The sequence below is a fragment of the Vibrio injensis genome (assembly GCF_001895205.1).
Lineage (GTDB): Bacteria > Pseudomonadota > Gammaproteobacteria > Enterobacterales > Vibrionaceae > Vibrio > Vibrio injensis.
On sequence record NZ_BDJF01000027.1, the window covers coordinates 470,128 to 494,654 of the forward strand.

Consider the following 24,527-nt stretch of genomic DNA (forward strand, 5'->3'; position numbering starts at 1 on the left):
CGGTGAGGACGATGATCGTCCTCACCAAAAGACAGTTGATGGTGGCGCAAGTGATTTGCTTATTTCTTTGCCATTCATCGACTATCTAAAACGCCAGTGATGTTACTGACGACTCATTTTATGAGGCAAAATAGTCGGGTGGTTTATTCTCCATCATACTTTGAGTGATGCTATCAAATAATCAATAAAGCACCGTACACGAGGCGGAATATTTTTTCGACTTGGGTAGAGAATATTCATCGTTGTGCTGACTTGGTAAAAATCGGGAAATAACCGAATGAGCGATGGACCGGGGATTTTATCAATTAAAAAATGAGCGATAGGGCCAATCCCTAATCCATTTTGAATCATGGCCATAACACCTAACGGCGCATTACTGGTGTGTTTAGGTTGTAATTTTATTTGCTGCTCCTGCCCATTATGGTTAGTTAATGTAAGAATATTATTCGGTAAATTTAGCCGAGAGAGGTAAACCCAGTCGTGATCTTGTAAATCGTCTAGGCAAGTGATCGGCTTGGCGTTATTGAGATAATCTTGACTGGCGTAAATACCTAATTCAAAAGGAGCAATCACTCGGCCTACCATCGACGATGACGTCAACTCACCAATTCTAATCACTAAATCGAGGTTAGATTCGACCATATCTTGCAGACCATCATCTAAGCAAAGATCAAAATTGACGTGTGGATACTGTTGATAAAAATCATTTAGTAATGGATTGATCAGGAAGGTTCCGACGTCAATCGTCGTTCCAATACGAATTGTTCCTGATATCTCTGACGCTAAATGATTCACTGCTCCCAGTGCTTGATCAGCGATATTCAGTAAGCCACGGCTGTATTGATAAAAAGTGCTTCCCTCGGTGGTCAAACTAATTTTTCTGGTTGTTCGGTGAAGTAGCCGCACATTAAGTTTTTTTTCTAATAGCGTGACTTGTTCACTGACTTTGGATTTCCCCATGCCGAGTGACTCTCCTGCTAATGTGAAGGAACCACATTCGACCACTTTATTAAATATGGCAATACGTTTTAATTCGTTAAGCATTACTGTTCCCTTATTGGTAACTTTGGGTTCTATTTTTGTCATCTAGTCAAACTGCGTTGTCATCTAAATAATGACACAGTCGATTAGAGAGAATTTGAATGCTTTGGTTTCGATTTAATAATAATTAAATTCTTAAACCCCATTTTCATGGGAGCGGTTCCATTTTATGGGTTGACAATAACCTAAATTGTCATCGTTTATTCAGTATTATGAAAATAATTAAGGGCTGGTTATGCTTGATGTTTACCGAGAAACAGAGATAGATAAAATTACGTTTATTTTACTTGACCAAATTATTGCGCAATGTGATGCATCGTATCAAGGGATTGCCACACTAAAACAGCAACTGCGTGATTCGATAAGAGAACAGAAAAAAATCAAATTACTATTACCTGCATTCCCATGTAAAACCAATAATTTAGATAAAGTGATCAGCCATGAGCCTGATATAGGTGAATATCTAGTGTTAAGACGCTTTTTACAGTGTCTTCGTGATATTGAAGCGGTTTATTCTCCAGGGGTCGTCTTATATATTTTTTCAGACTACCATACATTCTCAGATTATATTGCCGTTGATTTGTCTCATCATTATGCGTATTCTGATGGACTAAAAGAAATGCTTGTCAATATGCATGCTGAAGATTTAATAAAAATAATTAATTTTGAAGATTTTAAAGAGTTTGATCATCTTTGTGATACCGAGTATTTTTCTGGATTACGTAATATGTTTTCAGAGCCAGGCTATGCGGAAAATTTCACTGAGTTAAAACTTAGGAATAATAAAATGAATCAAACCTATCTAGGTTTGAAAAAATTCATGAATCAAGATCAAAAATATGTATTGTCAACGCTTTCTTACAAAGAGCGTCGTCGTCGTTTAGCTGAAATTGCTAAAGGAATGATGATACAAGGGAAAGCTCTAGATAACTTTCTAAAACAAAAGTTTTCCGATTCGATTCGTTTGAGTATTCATGAGCATCCAATGAATGGAAAAAAGTATTCACTATATTTGTTTGCAGAGCGACAATTTAAAACACCTTGGCATAGCACAGTACTTTTTGATGCAAGCCAAGGTAAAGTGATGATTGACACTAAAGAAAATCATCTCAAGCGTACAGGCATTATTTTACCTATTTTCTATAAGGGTAAAACATGGTGTTATTTACAATTAACTTGCGTTGATCAATCAATGAGTCACGTTGTCAGCCAAATTCGAGCAGAGTTACATCATGAAAAAGCAGGTTTACGTTTAATCAGTCCTACACCTTCTTTATCGGCGTCTGTCTTGAACATTAATGAATTGAGCCAACTAGTTAAAGAGTTTGGTTCGGTGTTATTGCATGGTTTTGCGCCTTTTCATCATCCAGATGATTTTTCGACTTGGTATCTGCAACATCGTTCTGCTGTCATTTTGGATAATGATCGCGTTGTGGAAAAATTGTCCGGTGATGCGCTACAGCAATCTATTGGTTGGCAATTCGCTACTTTATCCGATGTGATGGCTAATCGAACTTATCGATACGATTACGAAGATATTACTCCTCATGAATATGCTCTGTATTGCGCTTATTCAGAAACGCCTGTCCATGTGACTACGATAGATGCTGGATTAGCGCCGTTAACCTTACGTGGTCAAGAACGTGAGCAACTACGAAAGAGCATGTTGTATCCAATAAAGCATCACCAAGACTACGCTGAGCAGGAATTACCGCCATTGATTCGTTATTGCCAAGTATCTCGGCAAGATATTTTGCGCTGGCAGGGTCACTCACGTGGTCAACATTCAACAATACGCTTACCGCAAGTGGATGGGCGATCAAGTGGAGAGCCGATTGAACAGCGTATTGACCATTTATGCACAGAGCCGTCCCTTTGCTTTGAAAATACTTTGGTGGCAGGGGATATTCTTTTCGTAAATAACTTAACGACACTGCAAGCGAGTCATTCGTTATCACCGAGTAATCAATGTTGGCGTATTCAATTGCAGCCACCATCGATCAACTCACCATGGCAGCCACACAACCGTATGATGCCAAAGGCCGTCAGTGAAGTAGTGTGAAGATAAATTGATGTATGGATAAAAGGCACAGCAGCTTATCACACTGGGTGCCTTTTCTGATTTGTTTTACCCGTGATATAGAAGAGGCAGGTATTTATCTCTTGGGTGTAGATGATACCTATGGTCTCGAACCGATGAACGGTATTTAACTAACAGCCTGACCAAGAGCAATAAAAAATGGCACGTTAAATAGGACATTGAAAGGAAAAGTAATGCCTAATGCCGCGGTGATCGACATCCCTGCATTGGCTTCGGGCAGGCTCTCTTTCATCGCGGCCGGGACAGCAATATACGATGCGCTAGCTCCAAGTACCGCCATTAGCGTGATGCCGCCAGCGCTAAACCCAAGTAGAATGCCGAGCCCTGTGCCTGCTAACCCGCCAATCATCGGCATCAAAATAGCAAAGCTGATTAAAAACAGGCTGTTATCTCTAAGCGTTGCTAGTTGCTGGCCAGCAATTAAGCCCATTTTCAGAAGAAATAACGCTAAAATAGCCGAGAAAAGGTCAATAAACAGTGGCGAAAGCTTGTATACGGTATCGCCACCTACATAACCAATCACTAAACTGCCGATCATCAATAGCAGGCTTGGATTGGCGAGGAGTTCTTTTTTAAGAAAGTGACGATTAATCAGCGATACACTGCCTTTGGCGAGAATTAAACCAACGATGATCGCTGGCATCTCCAATAACACGACAAACAGAGGGAAATAAGCTTCATATGGGATCTGCTTGGCTTCAAGTAGAGCAACCGCGACGGCATAAGTAGCGACACTGACCGAGCCATAGTGAGCAGCAATGGCACCGGCATTAATCTTATCTAACTGACCAAAATATCTCAGCAGTGGGTAAGCAATCAGAGGTAGCAACAAACCGAATGCCACCACAATCAAAGCCATCACGACTAAGCTGGCCGCGATATGTGCTTGTAAAGCAATACCGCCTTTAAGGCCTATCGCAATCATCAGTATCAGACTGAGGGTTTTATACAGGTTATCTGGGAAAGGAATTTTTGCGCCCAGTAGCTGGCAGACAATACCTAGGATAAAAAAAGCAATTACCGCATCAAGCACCATGTTTAGTGCTCTCCTTGCTTGTTAAGTTGATGGTGTGCATTTTTGTTTTGCCAGAACGATTAAACGCTGTTTTAACCCCTTGGAATGCCGTATAACTTGCTAGCAAAGTAGCACAAACAAGAAAACTAAACGCGTTATGTCCGATGGACAAACCTAAATAGTAGAAGGTTACTAGCATCATCACTGTGGTCATTGGCAGTGCCATTGTACGAAATCTCATCACACTCTCCTGCAAATTTTTCAGCATGTTAGGCGGTTTTAATAATAGATAAAAATAGATAATTACTAACTTTTATATAGATAATGATCTATATTGTCTCAGTGAACTTGCTTGGAGGTGAGCAGTGGCATCGAGATTACACGCCCATATTGGCACGTTTCGCCAGCTAGAGATCTTATTAGCGGTTTATCATGGCGGAAGTATTACGGCTGCGGCAGACAGCTTGTTTTTAACTCAACCTACGGTTTCTATGCAGTTAAAAAAATTGACTGAGGCGATAGGCTTACCGCTTTATCAACAAGTTGGTAGAACACTTCGTTTTACCGATGCTGGATTAGCCACGGTAGAAACGGCGAAAAAAGTTCTCCAAAACTGTGAAGAATTGGACATGCGTCTGTCGCGTTTAAAAGGCCTTGAGGCGGGAACGCTCAAATTAGCGGTGGTCACCACGGCAAAGTATTTTATTCCTCATTTACTTGGCCCTTTTTGTCAGCGCTACCCCGGCATAGATATTCAGTTGACGATTGCCAACCGGCAGCAAGTGATGGAGCGCTGTGAGAATGGTGCCGATGATTTTTATGTGTTTAGTCATTTACCCGAAGGGTTAGAGCTGGACGTGATTGAATTTATGGCCAATGATTTGGTGGCGATTGCCGCGGCGAGCCACCCTTTCACACAGCAAGAGAGCGTGTCATTAGCCGAGTTTTGTCAGGAAGATTTTTTGATCCGCGAAGTGGGTTCGGGAACCCGCTATGCAACGGAAGCTTTCTTTAAGAAACAACCTTATCAGCCTAATATTAAAATGACGATTGCCAGTAATGAGGCGATTATTCATTCTGTATTGGCTCGCTTGGGGGTCTCTATTTTATCTGCTCATACCTTGGCGTTTGGTAATATATACGGTGTTCAAGTGATTAATGTTGAGTCGTTACCGATCAAAACCAGATGGTCATTCTCGTGGACTCGGCAGCGCGCTTTATCGCCGATAGCCGAGGTTTTTCTCAATTATGTACAAACAGAAGGGCGTGAAATCATTCAGCAAACGGTGCAATTGTCATAGCGAGTCAGTTGCTTATGCAAAGCGCCAAGCCTGTATTGGCAGTCATGATGATTAATAGGGAATATAAATATGAAAAAGTGGTTATTACTGATCACGATTGCGATATTGGGCGTGGCATTTTTTGCACTCGATCTCAATCAGTTGCTGACTTTAGACGGCGTTCAGCGTCATTTAGCCCAGTTTGAACAGTGGCGTAGTGATGCGCCTTTGCTGGTGGTGGCGTTGTTTTTTACTGTTTATGTCCTTGTTACGGCATTATCCCTACCAGGGGCGGCGGTGATGACCCTCGCCGCTGGGGCGTTATTTGGTTTATGGTGGGGAACACTGATCGTTTCTTTTGCCAGCACCATCGGTGCTACTTGTGCTTTTTTAGTTGCGCGCTATTTATTGAAAGAAACGGTGCAACGGCGTTTTGGTGAGCGCTTGCAAGCGCTCAATGATGGGGTAGAAAAAGACGGAGCCTTTTATTTATTTACCCTACGACTGGTGCCTCTATTTCCCTTTTTTCTGATCAATATTTTAATGGGCTTAACTACGCTTCGCGCGGTGACCTTTTACTGGGTCAGTCAAGTGGGCATGTTGGCCGGAACTCTGGTTTACGTTAACGCTGGTACTCAACTAGCCCAACTAGACAGCCTTAGGGGGATTTTATCGCCAGCGATTTTATTCTCGTTCGCGTTATTAGGGATATTCCCTTTGCTGGCGAAAAAAGTGGTCGAGAAAATCAATCAACGCCGGCGAGTCAGTGAATAGTGTTTATCGTTACCCTGAAAGCGCATCGGATATTAAGTTAACGACGGCTTTGGCGACTGCGTGCCGCTCTTTCTTTATGAGCGGAAGCGGCTTTAGCTTGTGATTTCAAAATCGAGTCTACGGTTAATTCCATCGGCTCTTTGGGCTGTAAGCCATGAGGGAAGGTGCGTGCGCGTGGTGGAATATTAAACTCTTCACTGGAAGCGCGAGGCATACGTTTAAAACGATACAGATAAAAGTTTTCTAGCTTTTCTCGTGCCCAATCGGTTTTATTTAAATATTTGACACTACTGGCAATTGACGGATTGGTATGGAAGCAGTTAAAGCGCATCGCCGTATCTAAAATATCCCAGCCGTAAAAATCCACCAGCTCTTGTAGTAAGGTTTCTAACTTAAGGCCGTGTAATGGGTTGTTTTTTTGTAGTTCGATTCTTTCTTGATCAGTCATGATAACCGGCTCCTAAGGGTAAACGGTAGATAGGGTAGGTATAGCAGGATTTGGCAGATATGAGTAATGTACTTGTTCATCCTTGCAGAGGGGGCGGATTCTAGCAGAGTTGATCGTACTTCCCTATGATTATCTCTATTCGGTTAACACTTATTCTTTACGACTTGAAGTTGCAGCGCTGTCAGTTCAGCTCGTTTTAATATGCAGGCTGATCGAGAGTCGCTTATCTGCAACTCCAAGTCGTTTGGGTATCACATCATTTAGGAAGCGGATGAATGAGTGGTAAAATAGTGCAAACGTTCAACCAATAAATCGACAAATCCCTGCCGATCAACATCAAATAACACGGTCGCATTGGCGGGCTGATTCGTTAGTTGATAACGATCAACCACGGTCATGCCTTGCGTATACTCACCTTGAGTTTCAATACCGACCCAGCATGTTTGAGCTTTAAACAGTTCAGGGGCCAATAACCAAGCGATGGTACATGGGTCATGCAACGGTGCGCCTGCTAGCCCCCATTTTGGGTCACGATGGTAAATCATAAAGAAGTCGAGCAATTCGGCCACGACACCAGCAATCGGGTTATCAATTTTCCGAATACGTTCGATGTCCTCATCCATGATTTGCGCCCGATGGGTGACATCGAGTCCGCACATGGTGATCGGAATACCGGATTGAAAAACCACTTTCGCCGCTTCCGGGTCGACATAAATATTAAATTCTGCTGTCGGAGACCAGTTTCCGGTTTCAGCGCCGCCGCCCATTAGGACAATTTCTTGAATTTTCGGTATTAACTCACGATGTGTAGCCAGCAGTAGGGCAATATTCGTCAGTGGACCCGTTGGCACCAGAGTAACGGGTTGTTCACTTTGTCTAAGGATGTTAGCCATTAGCTCAACGGCGTGCTCCGTTTGAGGAGCAAAACTGGGGTCAGGTAAGGTTGGGCCATCCAGCCCCGTCTCGCCATGAACATTATCAGCAATGATCAACTCGCGCATTAAGGGTTTTAGTGCTCCACCAGCCACTGGAATATCACTTCTACCCAGTAAGGTAAGAATACGTAAAGCATTATTTAAGGTTTTCTCAGGGGTTTGGTTACCGGCACTGGTGGTCACTGCTTTGATTGCTAACGATGGGGAAGCGCAAGCTAGAATTAACGCAATGGCATCATCATGGCCGGGGTCGCAATCTAAAATAATTGGACGTGTCATAAAAAGGGGTACTCCGTTTGTTTTTAGATGGCAGTGTATCGATTTTGCCAACCACAAAGTGTGATTGTATCGCTGAAACGAAGAAACCTAATGCAAACGAAAACCCTAAAGTGTGATGGTATATAAAATTAAGTTATTGAGGATTGCTATTTAAGAAGCGTTGCAGCTCTTGTTCATCAACAATCGTTAGTCCAGTCGCGGTTTTTTCCACTAACCCTTGAGCGATCAATTCGTTGACTGCTCGGCGATAGACTCTGCTTGAGGTACCAAATCGCTCGGCTTCTTGACTCGCTTTGCTAAAGCTCCCCAGCGCCATCGTTGAGCGTTGACGTAAAAGTAAGTCATAAGCAATGTTATAAGTCAAAGGATGGAGTAGGCGGTTAGTGTAGATCTCCATTGAATCACGGTAGTCTTCTGCCAACGCAGCGGCAAAATACACCATCATTTCGGGATGTTGTTCAAGGGCTTTCGCTAGCGAAGTGAGACAAATAATATCGACTTGTAGATGCTCATCGGCGGTGACCGTCCACTGACAGGGTGTTGCGGTAAAAAACTCCATCTCACCAAAAATATGATAGTCGCAGTTAGCCTCTCCTAATTGAAATCGTCGCCCGTTAGCGGCGAGAATGCTCATTGAAACGCGCCCGCCGGGAACCACGTAAATATGCTCTAGTGGTTCACCTTGCTTAAGAATATCGCTCCCAGCATCGATATAAGCGGTACTCATTTGGCACTGATAGATGAATGTCTTAAAGGCTTGCTTTTGTTCTACCAAGTAGGCGTGGAATCGACCGGATGAATAGGGGGTTATTTTCATAATATATCGACGAGAAATCAGGATGTTCAACGTTAGCTTGATTAGCCAAAGGTGGCAAGTTTTGCTTTCTCTGATGTAAAAATCAATGAGCGCTAAGAGATGAGATAAGCAGCGGTATGGTAGTCACCGCTGCTTAATGCGCTTGCAGGAAAAATTAAATGCAGTGACTCAAGGCATCTAACGCTGCCGTTGCGGCAAGTGTCTCACCCGCCATCATCGCTTGATCAGCGTTAACGTATTGCGTGACGCCTTGCTGTACATCTTGCTGGTACAAAACGACATTATTGAGTACAGACGCAACTTGTAAGCCACGTAATCGCCCTACGGTGAGTAACGCAGACGTTTCCATATCTGCCCCCAAGACTCCTTTTTTATTCCAATAATGACACAGGTTTTGTTCTTCATCGGTATAAAAACTATCGTGTGAGCGAACCAATCCAAAATGGACCGCTGTGGGCTGCTGTGTTAAAAATGCGTGTAAGCGACTCAGAAGCGAAAAGCTGGAAAATGCAGGGTAAGTGTCTGCAATATAGGCTTTTGATCCCCCTTCATCCCGCACCGCGGCTTCCGCGACAATCAGATCACCCAGTTGAATGTTAGCCTGCATTGCACCCGCAGAACCAACGCGCACAATATGGCTGACACCGCACTGCTTTAACTCTTCTATCGCAATGATCAAGGAAGGCGCTCCAATACCAGTGCTACATACGGTGATCTCTCGCCCATTATAACGACCATTGAATAAGCGGTATTCACGATTTTCAGCAATCAGCTCAGGATTATCGAGTAGCGCCGCGATTCGATTAGCTCGATTGGGTTCCCCACAGACAATCACTCGATTGGCAACTTGGCCATGGGCAACATTGATGTGAGGCTGAATCATACCGTGGCCTCTTGAACTTGGTCTGCTGATGTCACGGTTTGGCTGTTACGTTTTGCAGTACGAACCCATTGCCGAGTGCCATTTGCGGCAATAAACATCAAAATAGCGTATTGCACAGACATTGCATAAACACCTTGAGTCGCATAAATACCGACGCTGATGATATTAATCACAATCCATAGCATCCAGTTTTCGACATATTTACGTGTCATTAAAATTTGCGCGACGATGGATAACACTGTCATGGTTGAATCCCAAAATGGAAAAGCATCGGGTTCTAACACAGGTTGTGCAAGTTCAGCTCCTAATCCATTCATGATTTCGACACTAATGTTTGCGAGAGCAAAAAAGAAAGGATCAATATAAACCGTCAGTAAGCCAATACTGACGATACTCATGCCCGCCGTGATCAGTAGCTTTTGTTTACTTAACCAACGAACTTGTAAAATATCACCTTCCGCGTTGGGTTTTGTCCATGCATACCAACCGTAGACATTCGCGCAAAAAAAGAACAATTGAAGCAGCAACAAACCGTAGAGCTGAATTTGGAAAAAGATCACGGCAAATAGGGTGACGTTGAGCAAACCAAAAAGATAGTTGATGGTTTTTTCTTGGCTGGCAAACCAAATGCATAGCAAGCCAAATACGGTACCAAAAGCTTCGATCCAGCTCATGGCATAGCCAGAGCCAATCGGGATATTAACCAGTGTGTTATTAATATCGAGTAGAGCAAAAAGATCCATAGTCATTACCGTGGTGATTGATTGTATGCGCCTATCTTAAGTGATTCTTTGTGTTAATCGGGAGGACATATGTCCCCCTACGATTGAGAGCGATCATACATTTAATCAATAATCTGTTTTTTATAAAGGCTGAAAACCGCTTATTTACTCTTCATATTTAAAGCGTGTAGTTATTTGATAGTCCGAGATAGTCAAATGCGACCGACTGCAAGGGTTACCTTGGTTATCAGAACCGACCGATAACTGTTTGTCTTGGTGATCGAAAACTATTTCAACATACTGGCAATCATCTTGGCCATCACGAAGATAAGGATTGTTAACGGTTGGTTTGACACTAAAAGAATGAGGATCTGGTGCGTCTAGCGTGAGTGGTGAGTTAACGCTCGGTCGAGCATCAGAGGCCAGATAATCGTAGCTTTCTTGATAATCAAGATAAGGATTATGAGTGGGTGGCAATTTGAAAATGAAACTGTCTTTTGCTGGCGCATCAAGGTCTAAGGTCTGTGCCGCTTTATCGCTAGTGCTTTGGTTAAATATATCCAATTCTTTTTCAGACGCTGTCACGGATAGCGAGATCAGTAACAGTGCCCCAGCCAAAGTTGAGAATTTATGTGGTTGCATATGAGTACCTTGTCCATCTTTTATTATCAATATCTGGGAGCGGTACCATATACATTTTTTTACAAAAGTAAATAAGTTTGGGGGTTGTAAAGGTAGCGTTTTACTGAGTTGGGTTTTTTACTGCGCAGCTTTGATTGTGATATTTATCACGTATTTTTGATTTCCACTGTATTGGCTAAACGATAGTTTTTAAATCTAACGTGTTAATAAATATAAGCATATTGAATTTTTTGGTTATTTTTAGCACAATCTTAACTTAATTTCTAGTTAATGCAAATGATAGTAATTGTTATTCGTATAAAGTAGTATTGCGCACATTGTAAATCTGTTATTGATGCATAAGGTAATCACTCAGATGTTGACTAAAACGCTACTTTCTACCTCAATATTGCTTGCTCTTTCTCCTGCGGCGTTTGCCGAAAAAACAACTCAGTTTGATGAAGTGGTCGTATCTGCGACACGGACGGCGCAAAGTCTTGATAATACCGCAGCCTCGGTAGCTGTGATCTCAAGTAAAGAATTAGAAGCGACTATGGTTAGAGACGTTGCGGACATTTTTGAATACACGCCGGGAGTAACGACCAGTGGTTCTTCACGTCAAGGCATGCAAACCATTAATATTCGGGGTATAGAGGGTAACCGCATTAAAATTTTGGTTGATGGTGTTACACAAAGCCAAGCTTTTGACGGTGGGCCTTACTCTTTTATTAATTCAAGTGCTATTAGCATCGAACCAGATATGCTGAAAAGTGTTGAAATTGTTAAAGGGGCGGCATCAAGCTTACATGGAAGTGATGCTATTGGCGGCGTTGTAGCTTTTGAGACCAAAGATCCACGAGATTTTTTAAAAGGGGATGCGACGACAGGTGGACAAATTAAATTATCCTATGCTTCGGAAGATAAATCATTCAGTGAACACGTTGCTATTGCTCATCGTAGCGGTGATTTAGAAACCTTAGTAGCGTTTACTCGTCGTGATGGTCAAGAGCCCAAAAACTTTGGTGATCATAAAGAAAATTATTCAATTTCTGGGCAAGATAGTGCGAATAATGACTTATTATTGAAGCTACAATATCAACTTTCTGAAGCGCATCGAATCGAGTTTACAGGAGAAATGCTGCGTAATCAGGTTGACTCTGATATTGTTCACTCAAGTTATAAAAATTATACCGGACGAGATATTACCAAGCAGTACCGTCTTGGATTAAAACATATTTGGTTTTCTGATTTACCGCTTGCCGATACGATAACCAGTCGAGTCTCATGGCAAAGTAAGGAAGAAAACGGTTTAACTAAGCGTTTTCAGCCAGCCTCTGCCGGAAGGCCTCCTTATCAACCCGCTAACAATGATAATCATCAAACGAAAGATTATTTTTATAGCGATGACAAAATTGAATTAGAAGCTCAGTTCGATAAGCTCATTACTTTAAATAATAGTGAGCATAATATTATGTATGGTATCAATTTACTACGCAGTGATATTTCAAACATTAACAATGAATATAATTCTGATCCAGCGACACCAAATCAGGTGATTGTGTATACACCCGATGCCGAAGAGCAGAAAATTGGTTTATTTATTCAAAACGAAATTGCTTTGTTTAATGGTAATCTGATTGTAACACCTGGATTACGTTACGATTCATTCAGTACTGATCCTGGCGATAATGCTGGAAAAGGACTATCCAAGTTTAGTGATTCTGCCATAACCGGGCGATTGGGTACTCTTTATCGTTTAGATCCAAACAGTGCAATTTTTGCGCAAGTGAGTCAGGGGTTGCGCTCACCTAACTTTACTGAGCTCTACTATACCTTTAGTAATCCTGCTCATGGTTACGTTAATGAACCTAATTCAAATCTTAAGTCTGAAAAAAGCCTTTCTTATGAGCTAGGCTATCGCCACAATAACGATTTTTCTGCAACAGATATCTCACTATTTTATAGCAGCTATGATGATTTTATAGAACAGGTAGTTACTAAGGTTGAATCGAGAATAAACTACTACTCTTATATCAATTTACGTGAAGCGACGATTAAGGGCGTCGAATTATCTAATCAGTTAAAGTTAGATGAATTATTGAATGCTCCACGAGGATGGACAACTCGATTAGCAGCGAATTATACCGAAGGTAAAGATGGTGATGGACGACCTCTTAATAGTATCAATCCATGGAATGTCGTGGCAGCTTTGAATTTTGATGATCCAGATTCGACATGGGGAACGAGTTTAAAACTCAACTATACTGCGGGAAAATCAAACCGTAATATTAATAATGATAAAGCAACTGGTGGTACAGAGAATCAAGTTGAGTTATCTAGTTCAACTATTTTTGATATTACAGCTTATTATAAACCAATCAAAGACCTGACTTTGACTGCTGGTATATTTAATATTGCAGATAAAGAGTATTACCGCTGGAATGACATTAGAGGTAAGAATATTTTAGATAATGATTATTCTCAAGCGAAGCGTAATTTTGCAATTACGGCAAAATATGAGTTTTAATTATTAAAGTAAAAGGTGATTTTGCCCTGCCATAGTTTTAGATTGTCTTCTGACATCTGAAGCTATGGCATTACATTAACTGATCATGCCCAAAACATTCATCTGACCTATCTCAAGCTAAACTCTTATTCATTGAAATATAAAGCTTTACTGCAATTTTTACCTCTTCGGCTCAAGTCGTCATCTTTTGCAAATGATAATGCAATTGATAATTGATATTGTTTAGTTGTTGGGTAATAATCTCCCCATTAAGGCGCTTAGTTTTGATTTGGAGCACGACGTGAATTTCACCAGATATTGTGTTGCGGCGACACTTTCACTTGCCATTCATGGAACCCTGCTGTTGATGGATGATGAAGCCAAAGTTTTTGCTATGCCAGCTGGGAATCAATCGACCTCGGTATCGCTCAACTTTGTTGCTCAACCTCAAACTGTACGTCATGAGCAGCCGGTGTCATCGCCAACTGAACCTAAAAAGCAGAGCAAGCCGAATACGCCGAAGCCAGAGCAGGAAAAACCTCGAGAAGCGAAAAAGGTAGTGAAGTCGGATAAACCTGCTCCTGCGACTCAACCATTGGAGAAAAAAACAGCGCCCTCATCATCATCGTCGGTAGTCAAGGAAGAACCGACCAATCAGTGGCAAGAGAATAAGGAGCCGGCTCCAGAGCCCAGTCGTAGTGGGATAACCAATCAACCTACGCTTGTGGAAACGCCCTCATTTCTTTCGCGCCCCACACCGCCTCACTACCCAAGGCTGGCTCAAAAGCGTGGTATTGAGGGGGTGGCTTTATATGAAGTGTGGCTGGATGAGCATGGCCGACAAATTAAGCAAATTTTACTCTCTTCATCGGGAGCTCAATTGCTCGATCAATCGGCGCTGAGTGCGATTAAACAATGGAAATTTTCACCTTACACGGTGAATGGGCAAACCATGGCTCACCGTGTGCAAATCCCTGTACGTTTTAAATTGGAAGGATAATGGAACTACTGACTCAACTTGAGCAAGAGCTTGGACTGATGGCTTGGCCACTATTTTTGTGCTCTCTTTTCGCGACGATGATTATCGTTGAACGCCTAATCCAAGTGTTATTTACCCTTGGGGCCAGTCGAGGTTCGATTGGTGCGGCGCTTAATCAAATTTCTCCGATGCACAGCGATCAAATTGAAGCGTTAGCAGAGGAGTTATCGACTAGACGGTCACTACTTTACAAAGGGGTCGCGATGCTGTTGGCTCATCACGATTTTTCTAAAGGGCTACGTGAAGATACGGCGGGGATCTGGCTTCAAGATAAGCGCCATCAGCTTCATTCCGGATTACGATTATTATCCCTGATTGGTGCGATCAGTCCATTACTGGGTTTATTAGGTACGGTACTCGGATTAATTGAAATGTTTAAAGGTGTCGCGCTTTCGTCTGGCAATATTACACCGAATGATCTCGCCGATGGATTAGGGATTGCGATGCGCACGACGGCAGCAGGTTTATTGATTGCCGTCCCTGCGATTACCGCGGCTCAATTACTTGGTGCATGGGCAGATAGAGTCATGGCGAAACTTGAGCATACTTTAAACTATGTCAATTTATGGCTTGAAGGGGTATCGCTACAGCATGACTGCACTACTAAAAATGGACGTTGTAACCATGCTAATCATGTCGTTGAAAAAACAGCGGTCAATCCATCATGATTAAAACGCCGCCAACGACAGAAGCATCACTGATGCCAGATTTAACGCCATTATTGGATATTATCTTTATTGTGATGGTCTTTCTGTTACTGACCGCAGCGGTTAAGTTTACGTCATTAGACGTGTCTTTACCGAGTACCGATTCACCTGTGGTCAGTGAAATCAATACCCAATCCATTACGGTGAATATTTTGGCTCAACAGCCATATTGGGCAATCGACGGTACCACTTATGTTGCTTGGCAAGATTTTACAGAGGCTTTATTAAAGCGCAGTAAAGCCAGCGCAAAACCGATTGTGATTGCTGCGGATAAAACCGCTCAAGTACAGAATTTGGTCAAATTACTGGCATTTTTACAAGATAATGGTATTGCAGCGACACAGCTTTTGACTGATGAAAATTAACGTAGAGTTTGAAATTGATTGCGAAACGTTTTGGGTGTCATTGCTTTAATCGCTTTAAATTGGCGATTAAAATTGGATAGATTACTAAAGCCAGTTTTCTCTGCAACCAGAGCAATGGGAAGTGAAGAACTGGCTAGCAGCTCACATGCTTTACCGATCCGAAACTTTTTAAGATGTTCAGAAAAACTCATCGAGTAGTGTTTTTCAAATAAGCGATAGGTTGAGCTTTCACTCATATGCAGTACACGGCATAAATCGGTTATTTTTATCGGGTCAGCGAAATGAGATTCGATATAGCGTTTGGCAAGGTGGACTTTTTTGTGTGCTTCACTGTTGGCACTTAATTGCGATAGTCGGTAGCTAGAGGCTGATAAACGCTGAGCATCTTGATCTTCCGCCATGATCAATAACGACTCTACAATTCGTAGCGCCTGATAAGAACTGGCTAACTTTTCAATATCACTCAACTGGTTAGCAATAGCCTGAGCCGTTGCGTGGCTCAGTTTTAAGCCGTAGGCTGAACCTTCAAGTAAACGTTGAATAGACTGTGTCGGTGGTAAGATAGCTTGAATTTTATCAATCCATTCTGGTTTAAACCATACAATCGTTGAGTGCAGTGCTTGCGCTTGTTTGTGGTGTAGGCGCCCAGTGATCATATGAGGCAAGCCGGGGCCATATAATAATAAGGTGTGATCGTCCACGGTACCGCTAGCATCCCCTGCAAAATAGTTGCCCTGAAAGTTTCGGTTCGGATTGTGATAGAGCACCAATTCATATTCCGTATGATAATGCCACGGGCAAGAAAACTCTTCCGTATCCGCTTGGCAGTGATAATGGCGGATAACCCAGTCATGGTTTAGGCTCTGCAGTACATTTTCAATCAAGGGGCGCATTGCTGTTCTCCATCTATTGGCTCTGATCATAAAGGCTTAGCCTTTTCTGTCAAATGATGTATTTATTCTGACGGTTTAGTATTAAAAGTGGCAGGAATAGCATCATTTATCTTATCAGGATTGATTACACTAGCGGCGTGTTCTCCTACAACTTAAAGCGGCAGCGCCAAGCAACTTGGGAACATGGTAATTTTTATTTGTGACTCGTATCGGGTTACTTCCTGCCATTGGATAGCATGACATGTATCAAGATAAAACCGCCTTATTATTTATCATGACCGCCTTAGTGACGGGATTATGTGGGGCTTTTTTTTACCCATTATCGAGTCTATTTATTGTTGAAGCGCTCGGTGCTTCGCCGATGATGCTGAGTGTGTATATGGTCATGGCGGTTATCAGCTCCGTGGTAGTATCGCAGTGGTTAGCCAGACAATCGGATCGGCACTGGCAACGCAAAGTGATTTTATTGGTCGCACTTGGCTGCTATTTGATCACTGTGGTTAGTTTTACCCTCATTCGTAGTTATTGGTTAGCGATTGTTGTCGTTACCTTATTTGGTAGTGTAAGTGGCGCGTCGTTTGGTCAACTGTTTGCCCTTGGGCGGGAATACGCTGATCGCCATGTGGCAGATAAAACTACTTTTCTTGCCACGATGCGCGCAGGGATTGCTATTGCTTGGGTGTTTGGCCCTCCTTTGGCATTTATGCTCAAAGCCAGCTTTGGTTTTAATGCGGCGTTCAGTGTTTCTGCTGTGATTGTGACGATTGCTATTGTGCTGATTGCTAAATATTTACCGAAAGGTGTTGAAAAAGCGTCAGCCTCAGATCCTGCTGCCGCGTTATCATTACCCAAGCAAGGGGCGGTAAAGCGGCTTATCATTTTATATTGTATGACGATGGTGTTTACCTTTGCAGCGAATAACTTATACATTACCAGCATGCCTTTGTATCTTTCCCAAGAGTTGCTCGTTCCCGCTCATTGGTTAGGCTTACTGTTTGGGATGGCAGCGTTATGTGAAATCCCAATCATGTTGCTGGCAGGGAAATTAGCGCAGCGTTTTGGTACGACTCAACTTCTGTGCGTGGGTATAATGAGTGGTATGGCATTTTATTTGATTATGCTAACCAATACGACCTTCACCACTTTATTATTAGCGCAAATCCTCAATGGCTTTTTTATCGGTGTCTGTGCGACTTTAGGTATGGTGGTGTTGCAGGATATGATGCCTGATCGTTTGGGGACAGCTTCCACGCTGTTTTCTAGTATTCTTAGTATTAGCTCATTAGTGGCAAGTGTAGCCTTGGGTGTTGTGGGTGAGCTGTTCAACTATTTCAGTACGCTTTATGTCTCGCTGATTGGCGCTGTGGCAGCCTTAATTTTGCTGAGATTTTTTATGGGGTTAGCCGAAAAACATGAGCAGCGCGCTAGCGTTACTTCTAACGCGCTGAACTAGCCTTAATGAAGGCAATCATTAAGGCTAAAGCTTGAATGGCAGATTAACGAGGGGTTTTTTGGTTACGTTGCTGGGCTTTACGGGCTAACTTTTCAGCTCGTTTTTGTTCGATAATCTGCGCGGTATCGCTGCCAATGTGCGCTTCACCTCTTTGTTTGGCTAACTGCACTTGTTTTTCTCTTTCACGAAAGCGTGCCAATTGTTCTTCGCTATGAGTGCCAAAGCATTGTGGACAGCTAACCCCTTGTTCAAACTGTTCACTTTGCTTATCTTGTTCGGTAATCGGTAACCGGCAGGCATTACAGATTTGGTAATCACTTTCTTGTAATCCATGACCAACCGCGACGCGGCCATCGAAGACATAACAATCACCTTGCCATAAGCTCTCTTGCTCTGGCACTTCCTCTAAGTATTTTAAAATGCCACCTTCGAGGTGATAAACCTCTTCAAATCCTTGTTCTTTAAGATAAGCGGTGGATTTTTCACAGCGAATGCCGCCGGTACAAAACATCGCTACTTTTTTATGTTTCTCAGGATCGAGGTTTTGTTTTACATAGTCGGGAAACTCACGGAAAGTCTCGGTATGTGGATTTTGAGCATGCTTAAAGGTGCCAATTTGGATCTCGTAATCGTTACGAGTATCGACGACCAGCACTTCAGGATCGGAAATCAGCGCATTCCATTCTTTCGGCTTCACATAAGTGCCAACCACATGACGAGGATTAATACCTTCAACTCCCATCGTCACGATTTCTTTTTTGAGTTTGACCTTGCTGCGCTGAAAGGGCTGCTCTGAAGCCAAAGATTCTTTATAAACGGTTCCTTTGAGGCAAGGCTCTGTATCCAGCCAAGCAATTAAAGCATCAATGCCTTCTCGTGATGAGGCAACCGTGCCGTTAATCCCTTCGCTAGCGAGTAATAATGTACCGCGGATATGATGCTTTTCCATTAGCTCAAGCAGTGGAGCTCGTAGTGTTTGGTAATGGTTAAGCTCGACAAACTTGTACAGAGCACAGACAACATAGTGACTCATTGGAAACCTTTTAAAAACCGTATAAAGAGTTGGCGCGTAGTATAGCGAAGCATGGCTTGTACAAACACGGATAGTTTATAGGGGTATAAACGGTACTTTCGGATAAAAATCGTGACAATTGAATGGAGGTTGTGCGGACTGAGACGAGCAGCATTGGCTCAATATTCATCTTGTTCAGAAATTTCGTATGTTATTGTCAGTTTATATGGGTTTCCATCACAATTTTTTTCTCTAAACTAAGCACTATCTTAGGAAAGACAATAACTCTTTGTCTAAATTGAATCGTTAAATTTATTGAGGAAAAGACATGAAATCACTCATTACCAAGCTGGTTGAATCAAAATCTGGTTACAGTACACTGGCTTTACGTATCCCGATTGGGATTGTTTTTATGGCACACGGCGCACAAAAGTTATTCGGCTGGTTTGGTGGTTATGGACTAGAGGGAACCGGACAATGGATGGCATCGATCGGTTTAGGCCCTGGTATGTTGATGGCATTTCTAGCCGGTAGTGGTGAGTTTTTTGGTGGTTTAGCCATTTTACTGGGCATTTTGACCCGTCCTGCTGCAGCGGTACTTTCTATAACTATGTTAGTAGCTATTTTTGCGGTTCATTTTGAGCATGGTTTATTCATGTCGAATGGTGGTTACGAATTTGCATTAGCTTTATTGGCGGCCAGCGTGTCGTTAATGATGTCTGGTGCGGGGAAATTGAGTATCGATCAGATTATTTCTCAACGTCTTCGTGGCTAAGTTAGTGCATCAGCCTTAAAGCTGGTAATGAGTATCGAGATTGATAAAATGCCGACTTTGTACAAGTGCGGCATTTTTTGTTGTTTAGCCTATATCGAGACTTTAAGTGCGACTGGGTAAGTGAAGAAAATAAGATGGATAAAATTAAATAAGAAGTGCAAGAGCACGGCAATCCACAAACGACCACTGCAATAATAGATGGCGCCATAGAAAGCACCAGCTAAGGTAGCAAATAGTACTAAAGTGACGCCTCCTGCTAGGTGGGCTAAGCCAAATAGACTACTCGCAATAATAATACCTAAACCAAATCCCCACTTATCCGTTATTTTTTGTTGTAAATAGCCGCGGAAAAACGCTTCTTCTGCAACGCAGGTCAACAACGCATTATTAAGAGCAAATAACCACCACCATGTAGGGAGCGATAACTCTGGTTTAATCGCACCGAATCCCCAAGCAAGCAATAACAAACTGAATAATGGTAGTGAAAGTAAAACCACTTGCCGCCAAGGAATGCGCTGCTGATGACCTAATAGAGTAGGATAAGCTAGCAGAAGAGCAAAGAAGACCATCGGTTTATCGAGATTCAGATAGAGATTGAAAGGGACACTATGCGGCCCCGCCAGCACCCCATCTAAGACTTTAGGGTTTTCAAATCCTGGGATAATGTGTAACAACAATAAGCCACACCAAGCGAGCAAAGTACACTGTGCTACGGTTTGCCAACGCTTGGCGAGCGATGGTGTGTAATACGCGAGTATTAGCCCTAGTGAAACATACAAAAACGCGAGACTAGAGAGGCGTTCTATGAACCAGGCTCCAAGCAGTGAGAGAGCGAGTAAAGAGAAGGTGAGTAAAAGACGTTTTTGAAAACCCACGATTACGGCCAGCAACAAGGGTATCCAAATCCATAAAGAGGGATGAATTAGCATAAAAAATATTCTTAACGTGTGGTTTATTATTGAATGTTTATAGGGTCTGTTGACCTTTAGCGATTAAAACGTTTTTAGCTGAACCCTTCGAGCTGCGTTTATGGTTCTTTTTTACGGCGTTATCGTCTTCTCAGATAGAATACCTGTATTTCAAAGCCTCTGACTTGTATAAATAAGCCACAAATTGCTGAAAAAATCAGCTTAAAAGATCAGCAGGTCCTAATTATAGAGAATGATTAGCTGTCATCATATTCTACCAGTGAGCTGAGGTTTATTCGCTCGGTTGAGGTTGTAAGGCACCATAATTATGGTGCCTATTTACACTGTAAAACCTAATTGAGTTTGACCAAAGCAAACTGTTTCTTACCACGTTGAATGACATAATAGCGATCAAACAAGGCAAACTGACTACTGAGCTGTTCTTGCTCCATACGCTCTCCATTAATGCGAATCGCACCGTTGGCTAACCATTCGCGGGCTTGACGTTTAGAGCTCGCTAAGTGAGTAACCAACATCAACTCAATAAGGTTATCCGCGTTATCCGCCTGATAACAAGGCAGCCCATCCAGTTCCAACTGCTGCAACTCAGCTAAACTCAGTTGGTTCATCTCACCACGAAATAGCGCTTGAGTGATACGCTGCGCGCTTAATAAGCCTTCTTCACCGTGTACAAAGCGAGTTAATTGTTCAGCTAGAACTTGTTGCGCTTGTGGCTTACCTGTACTGGCTTTGTCTTGTTGCTCAATGAGTTCAATATCAGACAGTGACAAAAAGGTGTAGTAGCGTAGGAAGCGATATACATCAGCATCATCGGTATTGAGCCAAAATTGATAAAAAGCATAGGGTGAAGTTTTGTTGCTATCGAGCCAGATAGCACCACTCTCTGTTTTACCGAATTTAGTGCCATCTGATTTAGTGATCAAAGGTAGGGTTAAACCATGAACCACTTGATTATTAAGTCGGCGCGTAAGGTCGATTCCGCTCACAATATTACCCCATTGATCATTACCGCCAATTTGTAATTTGCATTGATATTGTTGATTCAAATGGGCGAAATCAAATGACTGTAGCAGGGAATAGCTAAATTCAGTAAACGAGATCCCTTGATCTGGACGGCTTAACCGCTGCTTGACCGATTCACGGTTGATCATCGTATTGACGGAAAAGTGCTTTCCAATATCACGGAAAAAATCAATGACATTGATTTTTGTAATCCAATCAGCGTTGTTGACACAGAGGAGTGGCTGAGTCAGGTGTGGGGTCATCACTTGATCAATTTGCTGAGCCAAATCATTGACCCATTGCTGCACGGTGGTTGATGAGTTCAATGTTCGCTCCGCGGCTTTAAAGCTGGGGTCGCCAATCATCCCCGTTGCGCCACCAATCAGAGCAATGGCGGTATGTCCTGCATCTTGAAAGCGCTTCAACATTAATAAAGGGACTAAGTGACCAATATGTAAGCTGCCAGCAGTGGGATCGAAGCCGCAGTAAAGTGTTTGTGGACGGTTCAAGAGCTCGCTGAGCTCGTCGATAGCAGTACTTTGTGCTATTAAGCCTCGTTGGGCTAATTCATGTAGAAAATGTGCTGAGTTCATACGGCCTTTCATCTTTTATAGACTGGATTTGGCCAGAATACGGATAAAATCGATCTGAGACGATGTCCCTAAAGGGATAGATAGGGTAATTTATGGTGAGGGGAAATAATCGCTGACGTGAAGCTGATTTGGGCGCGTTAACCCTGCTCTCAATAGCCTTTGGTGATCAAATGGTTTAAAAATAATTGGAATAATTCACTTAATGATGAGATTTGCAATTGCTGGTAAATACGTTTGCGGTGGTTTTTTACCGTCCCGTGACTAATGCTAAGCTGCGCGGCGATTTCTTGAGAATCGAGTCCTTGAACCAATAACGTAGTGATTTGTTGCTCGCGAGGAGTCAGGCAATCGGTGGCAAAATCAGCGATAGCTGCTGCTACCCAGTGGCGTAAATCATGCTCTGATTGACTGTTTTCTGCCAGAAATAATGCTTGTGATCCCCAATGTTGGCGGCATAACGCCTGCAAAACAGGAAACCTCTGCTTTAAGCCATTAATTTGTTGCTGTGAAATAGGCTGATCGGTTTGTAGCATGCCTAAGTAGATCACTATCCAGCGATTATCCTCCAGATCGACGGCAATACAGACCTCATCTTGCCAGCCCGTTTTTTGATAAAAATCGGTATGATAATTTTCCTGCAATGGATTGACGGGTTTAAACTCGCTACGTTGTAAAATGCCGGTTTTATGTTGCTCGGCAATCGCGACATAGAAAGGATCATATCGATATGAATGGGTTAAATAGTGCTGAAATAGCAATTGACGTTGCGAGGGCAGTGAATCATAAAGATAAATCGGGTGCTTATGCTGGCGATAGCCTAGGATCACAGCGCAGTCAAAAGTGACAAAGCGCTTAAGCAGTTGGATAAACTGAGCGGTAAACTGGGGGGTTTTTAACGCCGCGATGACCTCGCCAAGCTTTTGATATTCTATTGTATTCATTGTGGTTAACTTAATCTTTACTCACTATTAACTGGCGCATTTCATCCAGTCCACCGGCATCATGGACATGAGTAAATCCTTGCTTAATCAAGTGTTGTTTAGCGATATTAGATCGGTTCCCTGTTCGACAATAGAGAACGATCGGTTGATCTTTGGTAAATTGAGTTAAGTCAGAGTGCATAATATCACTCAATGGGATGTGCTGAGCAGAGTGAAGGTGTCCTTGCGTGAATTCTTGTTCGGTTCGAACATCAATTAACACTGCACCTTCTGCGATCATTGACCAAGCAATTTCAGCGCGTGGTGAAGCGACGGTGCTTCCAGATAAGAGAAGGCTGATGAATAGAGTTATTCTAGTCAAGCGTAAAATATAGCGTCGCATCGTGTTCTCCAATCAAAATGATAAATTGAGTGTTCAATGACCCTATTTGGTTATGGGCATTTTCTAGCATTTGATGCCGTCGATATCTATATAAGATAGGTGGGAGCGTTATTTCAATCATTTCGCAACAGTATGCCTATTTTGCGCTTTTTATTCCATAGGGTGTGATTACCTGTGCGCCAAGTGATTTAGTGATGACGATTCAGTAGTATGATATGGCTAGATTTTGCTAGGTACATAGTGATTTTGTGGCTTAGCTCTCCCCCGTGATAAAAAGGGCTAAGTTTTTTTGTCGATTAGCCGTTAAACTAGAAACACTTTTCGCTTTAGAGACAGATAAGGACATACTCATGAAAAAGTACTTTCCAACCTTAAGCTTAGCGGCTTTATTGTTGGCTGCTGCTGCCCCCGTTTATGCTCAATCTACCCCTTTTAATATGACGGCTAGCGCTGGTCCTACACAAGTGTCTTATGGCGGACAAAGTGCAACGGGTTATCAATGGCAAGTGCGAGGTTCCTACCGCTTAACCCCACTTAGTTCAGTTAACTTAGGCTATGGTGAAACGCACGCTGATTTAAAAGACAAAGAAGGTGAAAAACACGCCTATAAAGCCTATACAGTGCCTTTAACGATGACGCTGCGCCATCGAATGCAGATTGGTGATGTGTATTTGCGAGCGGGGGGCCAATACTATAATCGAACCTATAAAGACATTGAAAGTGATGGGTTTGGTTTGACGGGAGCCGTAGGGGTTAACCTAAATAACATGGATGGCTCGAATTTTTCTTTGGAAATTGGTTACAGTACTCAAGGTAGCGCAGACTCAACCTCGATCACCATTGGTGCTGGGATTGGTTTTTAATCAGACTCGTTGAGCTTGCTTTTGGTATTGGGATTTTATCCATCGCCATCCCGCTTGATAAATTTGCCTCGAAAGTGATACTCACGATACCGTGAGGGCTTTCGGGGTGATGGTTTACCAATCTATTCATCGAATGACGGATGATAAGTAC

At 42.6% G+C, this 24,527-nt stretch carries 26 protein-coding genes; 11 read left to right on the forward strand and 15 right to left on the reverse strand.

Translation table 11 applies throughout. From position 1 onward, the window contains the following. Positions 1-153: 153 nt before the first annotated feature. A complete protein-coding gene (locus tag BSR11_RS14125) occupies positions 154-1,044 on the reverse strand; it encodes a LysR family transcriptional regulator (protein ID WP_072670974.1) in 891 nt (296 codons plus the stop codon). Positions 1,045-1,276: 232 nt separating this feature from the next. Between BSR11_RS14125 and BSR11_RS14130 the strand changes: the two genes are divergently transcribed. Together BSR11_RS14130 and BSR11_RS17530 are read left to right on the forward strand one after the other, a co-directional pair. After that, positions 1,277-3,103 carry an L-tyrosine/L-tryptophan isonitrile synthase family protein gene (locus BSR11_RS14130; protein ID WP_072670975.1) on the forward strand — a complete coding sequence of 609 codons (1,827 nt, stop codon included), beginning with the start codon at positions 1,277-1,279 and terminating at the stop codon, positions 3,101-3,103. Positions 3,104-3,117: 14 nt separating this feature from the next. After that, complete coding sequence (locus BSR11_RS17530; RefSeq protein WP_259741282.1) at positions 3,118-3,252, forward strand: hypothetical protein; 135 nt, start codon at positions 3,118-3,120, stop codon at positions 3,250-3,252. Here the strand turns inward: BSR11_RS17530 and BSR11_RS14135 are convergent. Then, positions 3,249-4,178, reverse strand: a complete 930-nt coding sequence (locus BSR11_RS14135; protein WP_072670976.1) for a sodium-dependent bicarbonate transport family permease — start codon at positions 4,176-4,178, stop codon at positions 3,249-3,251. The two genes, BSR11_RS17530 and BSR11_RS14135, sit on opposite strands and share 4 nt — an antisense overlap. Then, positions 4,168-4,398: a hypothetical protein gene (locus BSR11_RS14140; RefSeq protein WP_072670977.1), complete on the reverse strand. Its 231-nt coding sequence runs from the start codon at positions 4,396-4,398 to the stop codon at positions 4,168-4,170. The genes BSR11_RS14135 and BSR11_RS14140 overlap by 11 nt, the downstream gene beginning before the upstream one ends. Positions 4,399-4,522: 124 nt before the next feature. Between BSR11_RS14140 and BSR11_RS14145 the strand changes: the two genes are divergently transcribed. Together BSR11_RS14145 and BSR11_RS14150 are read left to right on the forward strand one after the other, a co-directional pair. After that, positions 4,523-5,458 (forward strand): LysR family transcriptional regulator, encoded by a 936-nt coding sequence (locus BSR11_RS14145; protein WP_072670978.1) that lies wholly within the window; start codon positions 4,523-4,525, stop codon positions 5,456-5,458. Between the two features lie 69 nt (positions 5,459-5,527). After that, on the forward strand, positions 5,528-6,211 hold the full coding sequence (locus tag BSR11_RS14150; RefSeq protein WP_072670979.1) for a TVP38/TMEM64 family protein: 684 nt from the start codon (positions 5,528-5,530) through the stop codon (positions 6,209-6,211). A gap of 37 nt (positions 6,212-6,248) precedes the next feature. Here the strand turns inward: BSR11_RS14150 and BSR11_RS14155 are convergent, their stop codons facing one another. The 6 genes from BSR11_RS14155 to BSR11_RS14180 all read right to left on the reverse strand — a co-directional run bounded on the left by BSR11_RS14155 (position 6,249) and on the right by BSR11_RS14180 (position 10,937). Next, positions 6,249-6,659, reverse strand: coding sequence for a VF530 family protein (locus BSR11_RS14155; protein ID WP_072670980.1), 411 nt, complete (start codon positions 6,657-6,659; stop codon positions 6,249-6,251). 260 nt (positions 6,660-6,919) lie between these two features. Continuing rightward, complete coding sequence (rihA, locus tag BSR11_RS14160; RefSeq protein WP_072670981.1) at positions 6,920-7,873, reverse strand: pyrimidine-specific ribonucleoside hydrolase RihA; 954 nt, start codon at positions 7,871-7,873, stop codon at positions 6,920-6,922. Positions 7,874-8,006: 133 nt separating this feature from the next. Beyond that, positions 8,007-8,690, reverse strand: coding sequence for a Crp/Fnr family transcriptional regulator (locus BSR11_RS14165; protein WP_072670982.1), 684 nt, complete (start codon positions 8,688-8,690; stop codon positions 8,007-8,009). 154 nt (positions 8,691-8,844) lie between these two features. Beyond that, on the reverse strand, positions 8,845-9,573 hold the full coding sequence (locus BSR11_RS14170) for a nucleoside phosphorylase (RefSeq protein ID WP_072670983.1): 729 nt from the start codon (positions 9,571-9,573) through the stop codon (positions 8,845-8,847). Then, positions 9,570-10,316 carry a nicotinamide riboside transporter PnuC gene (gene pnuC, locus BSR11_RS14175; protein WP_072670984.1) on the reverse strand — a complete coding sequence of 249 codons (747 nt, stop codon included), beginning with the start codon at positions 10,314-10,316 and terminating at the stop codon, positions 9,570-9,572. The genes BSR11_RS14170 and pnuC overlap by 4 nt, the downstream gene beginning before the upstream one ends. A 144-nt stretch (positions 10,317-10,460) precedes the next feature. Then, positions 10,461-10,937, reverse strand: coding sequence for a hypothetical protein (locus BSR11_RS14180; protein WP_072670985.1), 477 nt, complete (start codon positions 10,935-10,937; stop codon positions 10,461-10,463). Between the two features lie 355 nt (positions 10,938-11,292). Here BSR11_RS14180 and BSR11_RS14185 point away from each other — a divergent pair, with 355 nt between their 5' ends. The 4 genes from BSR11_RS14185 (at position 11,293) to BSR11_RS14200 (ending at position 15,533) form a co-directional block, all read left to right on the forward strand. Then, positions 11,293-13,443 carry a TonB-dependent hemoglobin/transferrin/lactoferrin family receptor gene (locus tag BSR11_RS14185; protein WP_072670986.1) on the forward strand — a complete coding sequence of 717 codons (2,151 nt, stop codon included), beginning with the start codon at positions 11,293-11,295 and terminating at the stop codon, positions 13,441-13,443. 280 nt (positions 13,444-13,723) lie between these two features. Next, positions 13,724-14,422, forward strand: coding sequence for an energy transducer TonB (locus BSR11_RS14190; protein ID WP_072670987.1), 699 nt, complete (start codon positions 13,724-13,726; stop codon positions 14,420-14,422). Next, the gene (locus BSR11_RS14195; RefSeq protein ID WP_072670988.1) at positions 14,422-15,129 is read left to right on the forward strand and encodes a MotA/TolQ/ExbB proton channel family protein; all 708 of its coding nucleotides are present in this window, start codon (positions 14,422-14,424) and stop codon (positions 15,127-15,129) included. Before BSR11_RS14190 ends, BSR11_RS14195 begins: the two co-directional genes overlap by 1 nt. Beyond that, positions 15,126-15,533 carry an ExbD/TolR family protein gene (locus BSR11_RS14200; protein ID WP_072670989.1) on the forward strand — a complete coding sequence of 136 codons (408 nt, stop codon included), beginning with the start codon at positions 15,126-15,128 and terminating at the stop codon, positions 15,531-15,533. The genes BSR11_RS14195 and BSR11_RS14200 overlap by 4 nt, the downstream gene beginning before the upstream one ends. On the opposite strand, the gene BSR11_RS14205 is transcribed toward BSR11_RS14200, so the two are convergent. Next, on the reverse strand, positions 15,530-16,426 hold the full coding sequence (locus BSR11_RS14205; protein ID WP_072670990.1) for a helix-turn-helix domain-containing protein: 897 nt from the start codon (positions 16,424-16,426) through the stop codon (positions 15,530-15,532). The genes BSR11_RS14200 and BSR11_RS14205 overlap by 4 nt on opposite strands. 241 nt (positions 16,427-16,667) lie before the next feature. Between BSR11_RS14205 and BSR11_RS14210 the strand changes: the two genes are divergently transcribed. After that, positions 16,668-17,879: a sugar efflux transporter gene (locus tag BSR11_RS14210; RefSeq protein ID WP_072670991.1), complete on the forward strand. Its 1,212-nt coding sequence runs from the start codon at positions 16,668-16,670 to the stop codon at positions 17,877-17,879. Positions 17,880-17,922: 43 nt separating this feature from the next. On the opposite strand, the gene trhO is transcribed toward BSR11_RS14210, so the two are convergent. Next, complete coding sequence (gene trhO / locus BSR11_RS14215; RefSeq protein WP_072670992.1) at positions 17,923-18,912, reverse strand: oxygen-dependent tRNA uridine(34) hydroxylase TrhO; 990 nt, start codon at positions 18,910-18,912, stop codon at positions 17,923-17,925. A 307-nt stretch (positions 18,913-19,219) separates the two neighbouring features. Here trhO and BSR11_RS14220 point away from each other — a divergent pair, with 307 nt between their 5' ends. Then, positions 19,220-19,666 (forward strand): DoxX family protein, encoded by a 447-nt coding sequence (locus BSR11_RS14220; protein ID WP_072670993.1) that lies wholly within the window; start codon positions 19,220-19,222, stop codon positions 19,664-19,666. An 89-nt stretch (positions 19,667-19,755) separates the two neighbouring features. On the opposite strand, the gene BSR11_RS14225 is transcribed toward BSR11_RS14220, so the two are convergent. From BSR11_RS14225 to BSR11_RS14240, 4 genes are all read right to left on the reverse strand, one after another. Beyond that, positions 19,756-20,595 (reverse strand): CPBP family intramembrane glutamic endopeptidase, encoded by an 840-nt coding sequence (locus BSR11_RS14225; RefSeq protein WP_072670994.1) that lies wholly within the window; start codon positions 20,593-20,595, stop codon positions 19,756-19,758. A 332-nt stretch (positions 20,596-20,927) separates the two neighbouring features. Continuing rightward, positions 20,928-22,190 carry a tyrosine--tRNA ligase gene (gene tyrS, locus BSR11_RS14230; RefSeq protein WP_072670995.1) on the reverse strand — a complete coding sequence of 421 codons (1,263 nt, stop codon included), beginning with the start codon at positions 22,188-22,190 and terminating at the stop codon, positions 20,928-20,930. A 149-nt stretch (positions 22,191-22,339) separates the two neighbouring features. After that, the gene (locus BSR11_RS14235) at positions 22,340-23,131 is read right to left on the reverse strand and encodes a response regulator transcription factor (protein ID WP_072670996.1); all 792 of its coding nucleotides are present in this window, start codon (positions 23,129-23,131) and stop codon (positions 22,340-22,342) included. Positions 23,132-23,141: 10 nt separating this feature from the next. After that, entirely contained in the window at positions 23,142-23,513 is a 372-nt protein-coding gene (locus BSR11_RS14240; RefSeq protein ID WP_072670997.1) for a rhodanese-like domain-containing protein, read from the reverse strand. Between the two features lie 350 nt (positions 23,514-23,863). On the opposite strand from BSR11_RS14240, the gene BSR11_RS14245 reads away from it, so the two are divergent. Further along, complete coding sequence (locus BSR11_RS14245; protein WP_072670998.1) at positions 23,864-24,376, forward strand: outer membrane beta-barrel protein; 513 nt, start codon at positions 23,864-23,866, stop codon at positions 24,374-24,376. Positions 24,377-24,527 lie beyond the last annotated feature (151 nt).

What these genes read in the sequence shown, in the direction of transcription:
- BSR11_RS14125 (WP_072670974.1), bottom strand. Translation starts at nt 1,044, where the DNA reads ATGCTTAACGAATTAAAACGTATTGCCATATTTAATAAAGTGGTCGAA.
- BSR11_RS14130 (WP_072670975.1), top strand. Translation starts at nt 1,277, where the DNA reads ATGCTTGATGTTTACCGAGAAACAGAGATAGATAAAATTACGTTTATT.
- BSR11_RS17530 (WP_259741282.1), top strand. Translation starts at nt 3,118, where the DNA reads ATGGATAAAAGGCACAGCAGCTTATCACACTGGGTGCCTTTTCTGATT.
- BSR11_RS14135 (WP_072670976.1), bottom strand. Translation starts at nt 4,178, where the DNA reads ATGGTGCTTGATGCGGTAATTGCTTTTTTTATCCTAGGTATTGTCTGC.
- BSR11_RS14140 (WP_072670977.1), bottom strand. Translation starts at nt 4,398, where the DNA reads ATGAGATTTCGTACAATGGCACTGCCAATGACCACAGTGATGATGCTA.
- BSR11_RS14150 (WP_072670979.1), top strand. Translation starts at nt 5,528, where the DNA reads ATGAAAAAGTGGTTATTACTGATCACGATTGCGATATTGGGCGTGGCA.
- BSR11_RS14155 (WP_072670980.1), bottom strand. Translation starts at nt 6,659, where the DNA reads ATGACTGATCAAGAAAGAATCGAACTACAAAAAAACAACCCATTACAC.
- rihA (WP_072670981.1), bottom strand. Translation starts at nt 7,873, where the DNA reads ATGACACGTCCAATTATTTTAGATTGCGACCCCGGCCATGATGATGCC.
- BSR11_RS14165 (WP_072670982.1), bottom strand. Translation starts at nt 8,690, where the DNA reads ATGAAAATAACCCCCTATTCATCCGGTCGATTCCACGCCTACTTGGTA.
- BSR11_RS14170 (WP_072670983.1), bottom strand. Translation starts at nt 9,573, where the DNA reads ATGATTCAGCCTCACATCAATGTTGCCCATGGCCAAGTTGCCAATCGA.
- pnuC (WP_072670984.1), bottom strand. Translation starts at nt 10,316, where the DNA reads ATGGATCTTTTTGCTCTACTCGATATTAATAACACACTGGTTAATATC.
- BSR11_RS14180 (WP_072670985.1), bottom strand. Translation starts at nt 10,937, where the DNA reads ATGCAACCACATAAATTCTCAACTTTGGCTGGGGCACTGTTACTGATC.
- BSR11_RS14185 (WP_072670986.1), top strand. Translation starts at nt 11,293, where the DNA reads ATGTTGACTAAAACGCTACTTTCTACCTCAATATTGCTTGCTCTTTCT.
- BSR11_RS14195 (WP_072670988.1), top strand. Translation starts at nt 14,422, where the DNA reads ATGGAACTACTGACTCAACTTGAGCAAGAGCTTGGACTGATGGCTTGG.
- BSR11_RS14200 (WP_072670989.1), top strand. Translation starts at nt 15,126, where the DNA reads ATGATTAAAACGCCGCCAACGACAGAAGCATCACTGATGCCAGATTTA.
- BSR11_RS14205 (WP_072670990.1), bottom strand. Translation starts at nt 16,426, where the DNA reads ATGCGCCCCTTGATTGAAAATGTACTGCAGAGCCTAAACCATGACTGG.
- BSR11_RS14210 (WP_072670991.1), top strand. Translation starts at nt 16,668, where the DNA reads ATGTATCAAGATAAAACCGCCTTATTATTTATCATGACCGCCTTAGTG.
- trhO (WP_072670992.1), bottom strand. Translation starts at nt 18,912, where the DNA reads ATGAGTCACTATGTTGTCTGTGCTCTGTACAAGTTTGTCGAGCTTAAC.
- BSR11_RS14220 (WP_072670993.1), top strand. Translation starts at nt 19,220, where the DNA reads ATGAAATCACTCATTACCAAGCTGGTTGAATCAAAATCTGGTTACAGT.
- BSR11_RS14225 (WP_072670994.1), bottom strand. Translation starts at nt 20,595, where the DNA reads ATGCTAATTCATCCCTCTTTATGGATTTGGATACCCTTGTTGCTGGCC.
- tyrS (WP_072670995.1), bottom strand. Translation starts at nt 22,190, where the DNA reads ATGAACTCAGCACATTTTCTACATGAATTAGCCCAACGAGGCTTAATA.
- BSR11_RS14235 (WP_072670996.1), bottom strand. Translation starts at nt 23,131, where the DNA reads ATGAATACAATAGAATATCAAAAGCTTGGCGAGGTCATCGCGGCGTTA.
- BSR11_RS14240 (WP_072670997.1), bottom strand. Translation starts at nt 23,513, where the DNA reads ATGCGACGCTATATTTTACGCTTGACTAGAATAACTCTATTCATCAGC.
- BSR11_RS14245 (WP_072670998.1), top strand. Translation starts at nt 23,864, where the DNA reads ATGAAAAAGTACTTTCCAACCTTAAGCTTAGCGGCTTTATTGTTGGCT.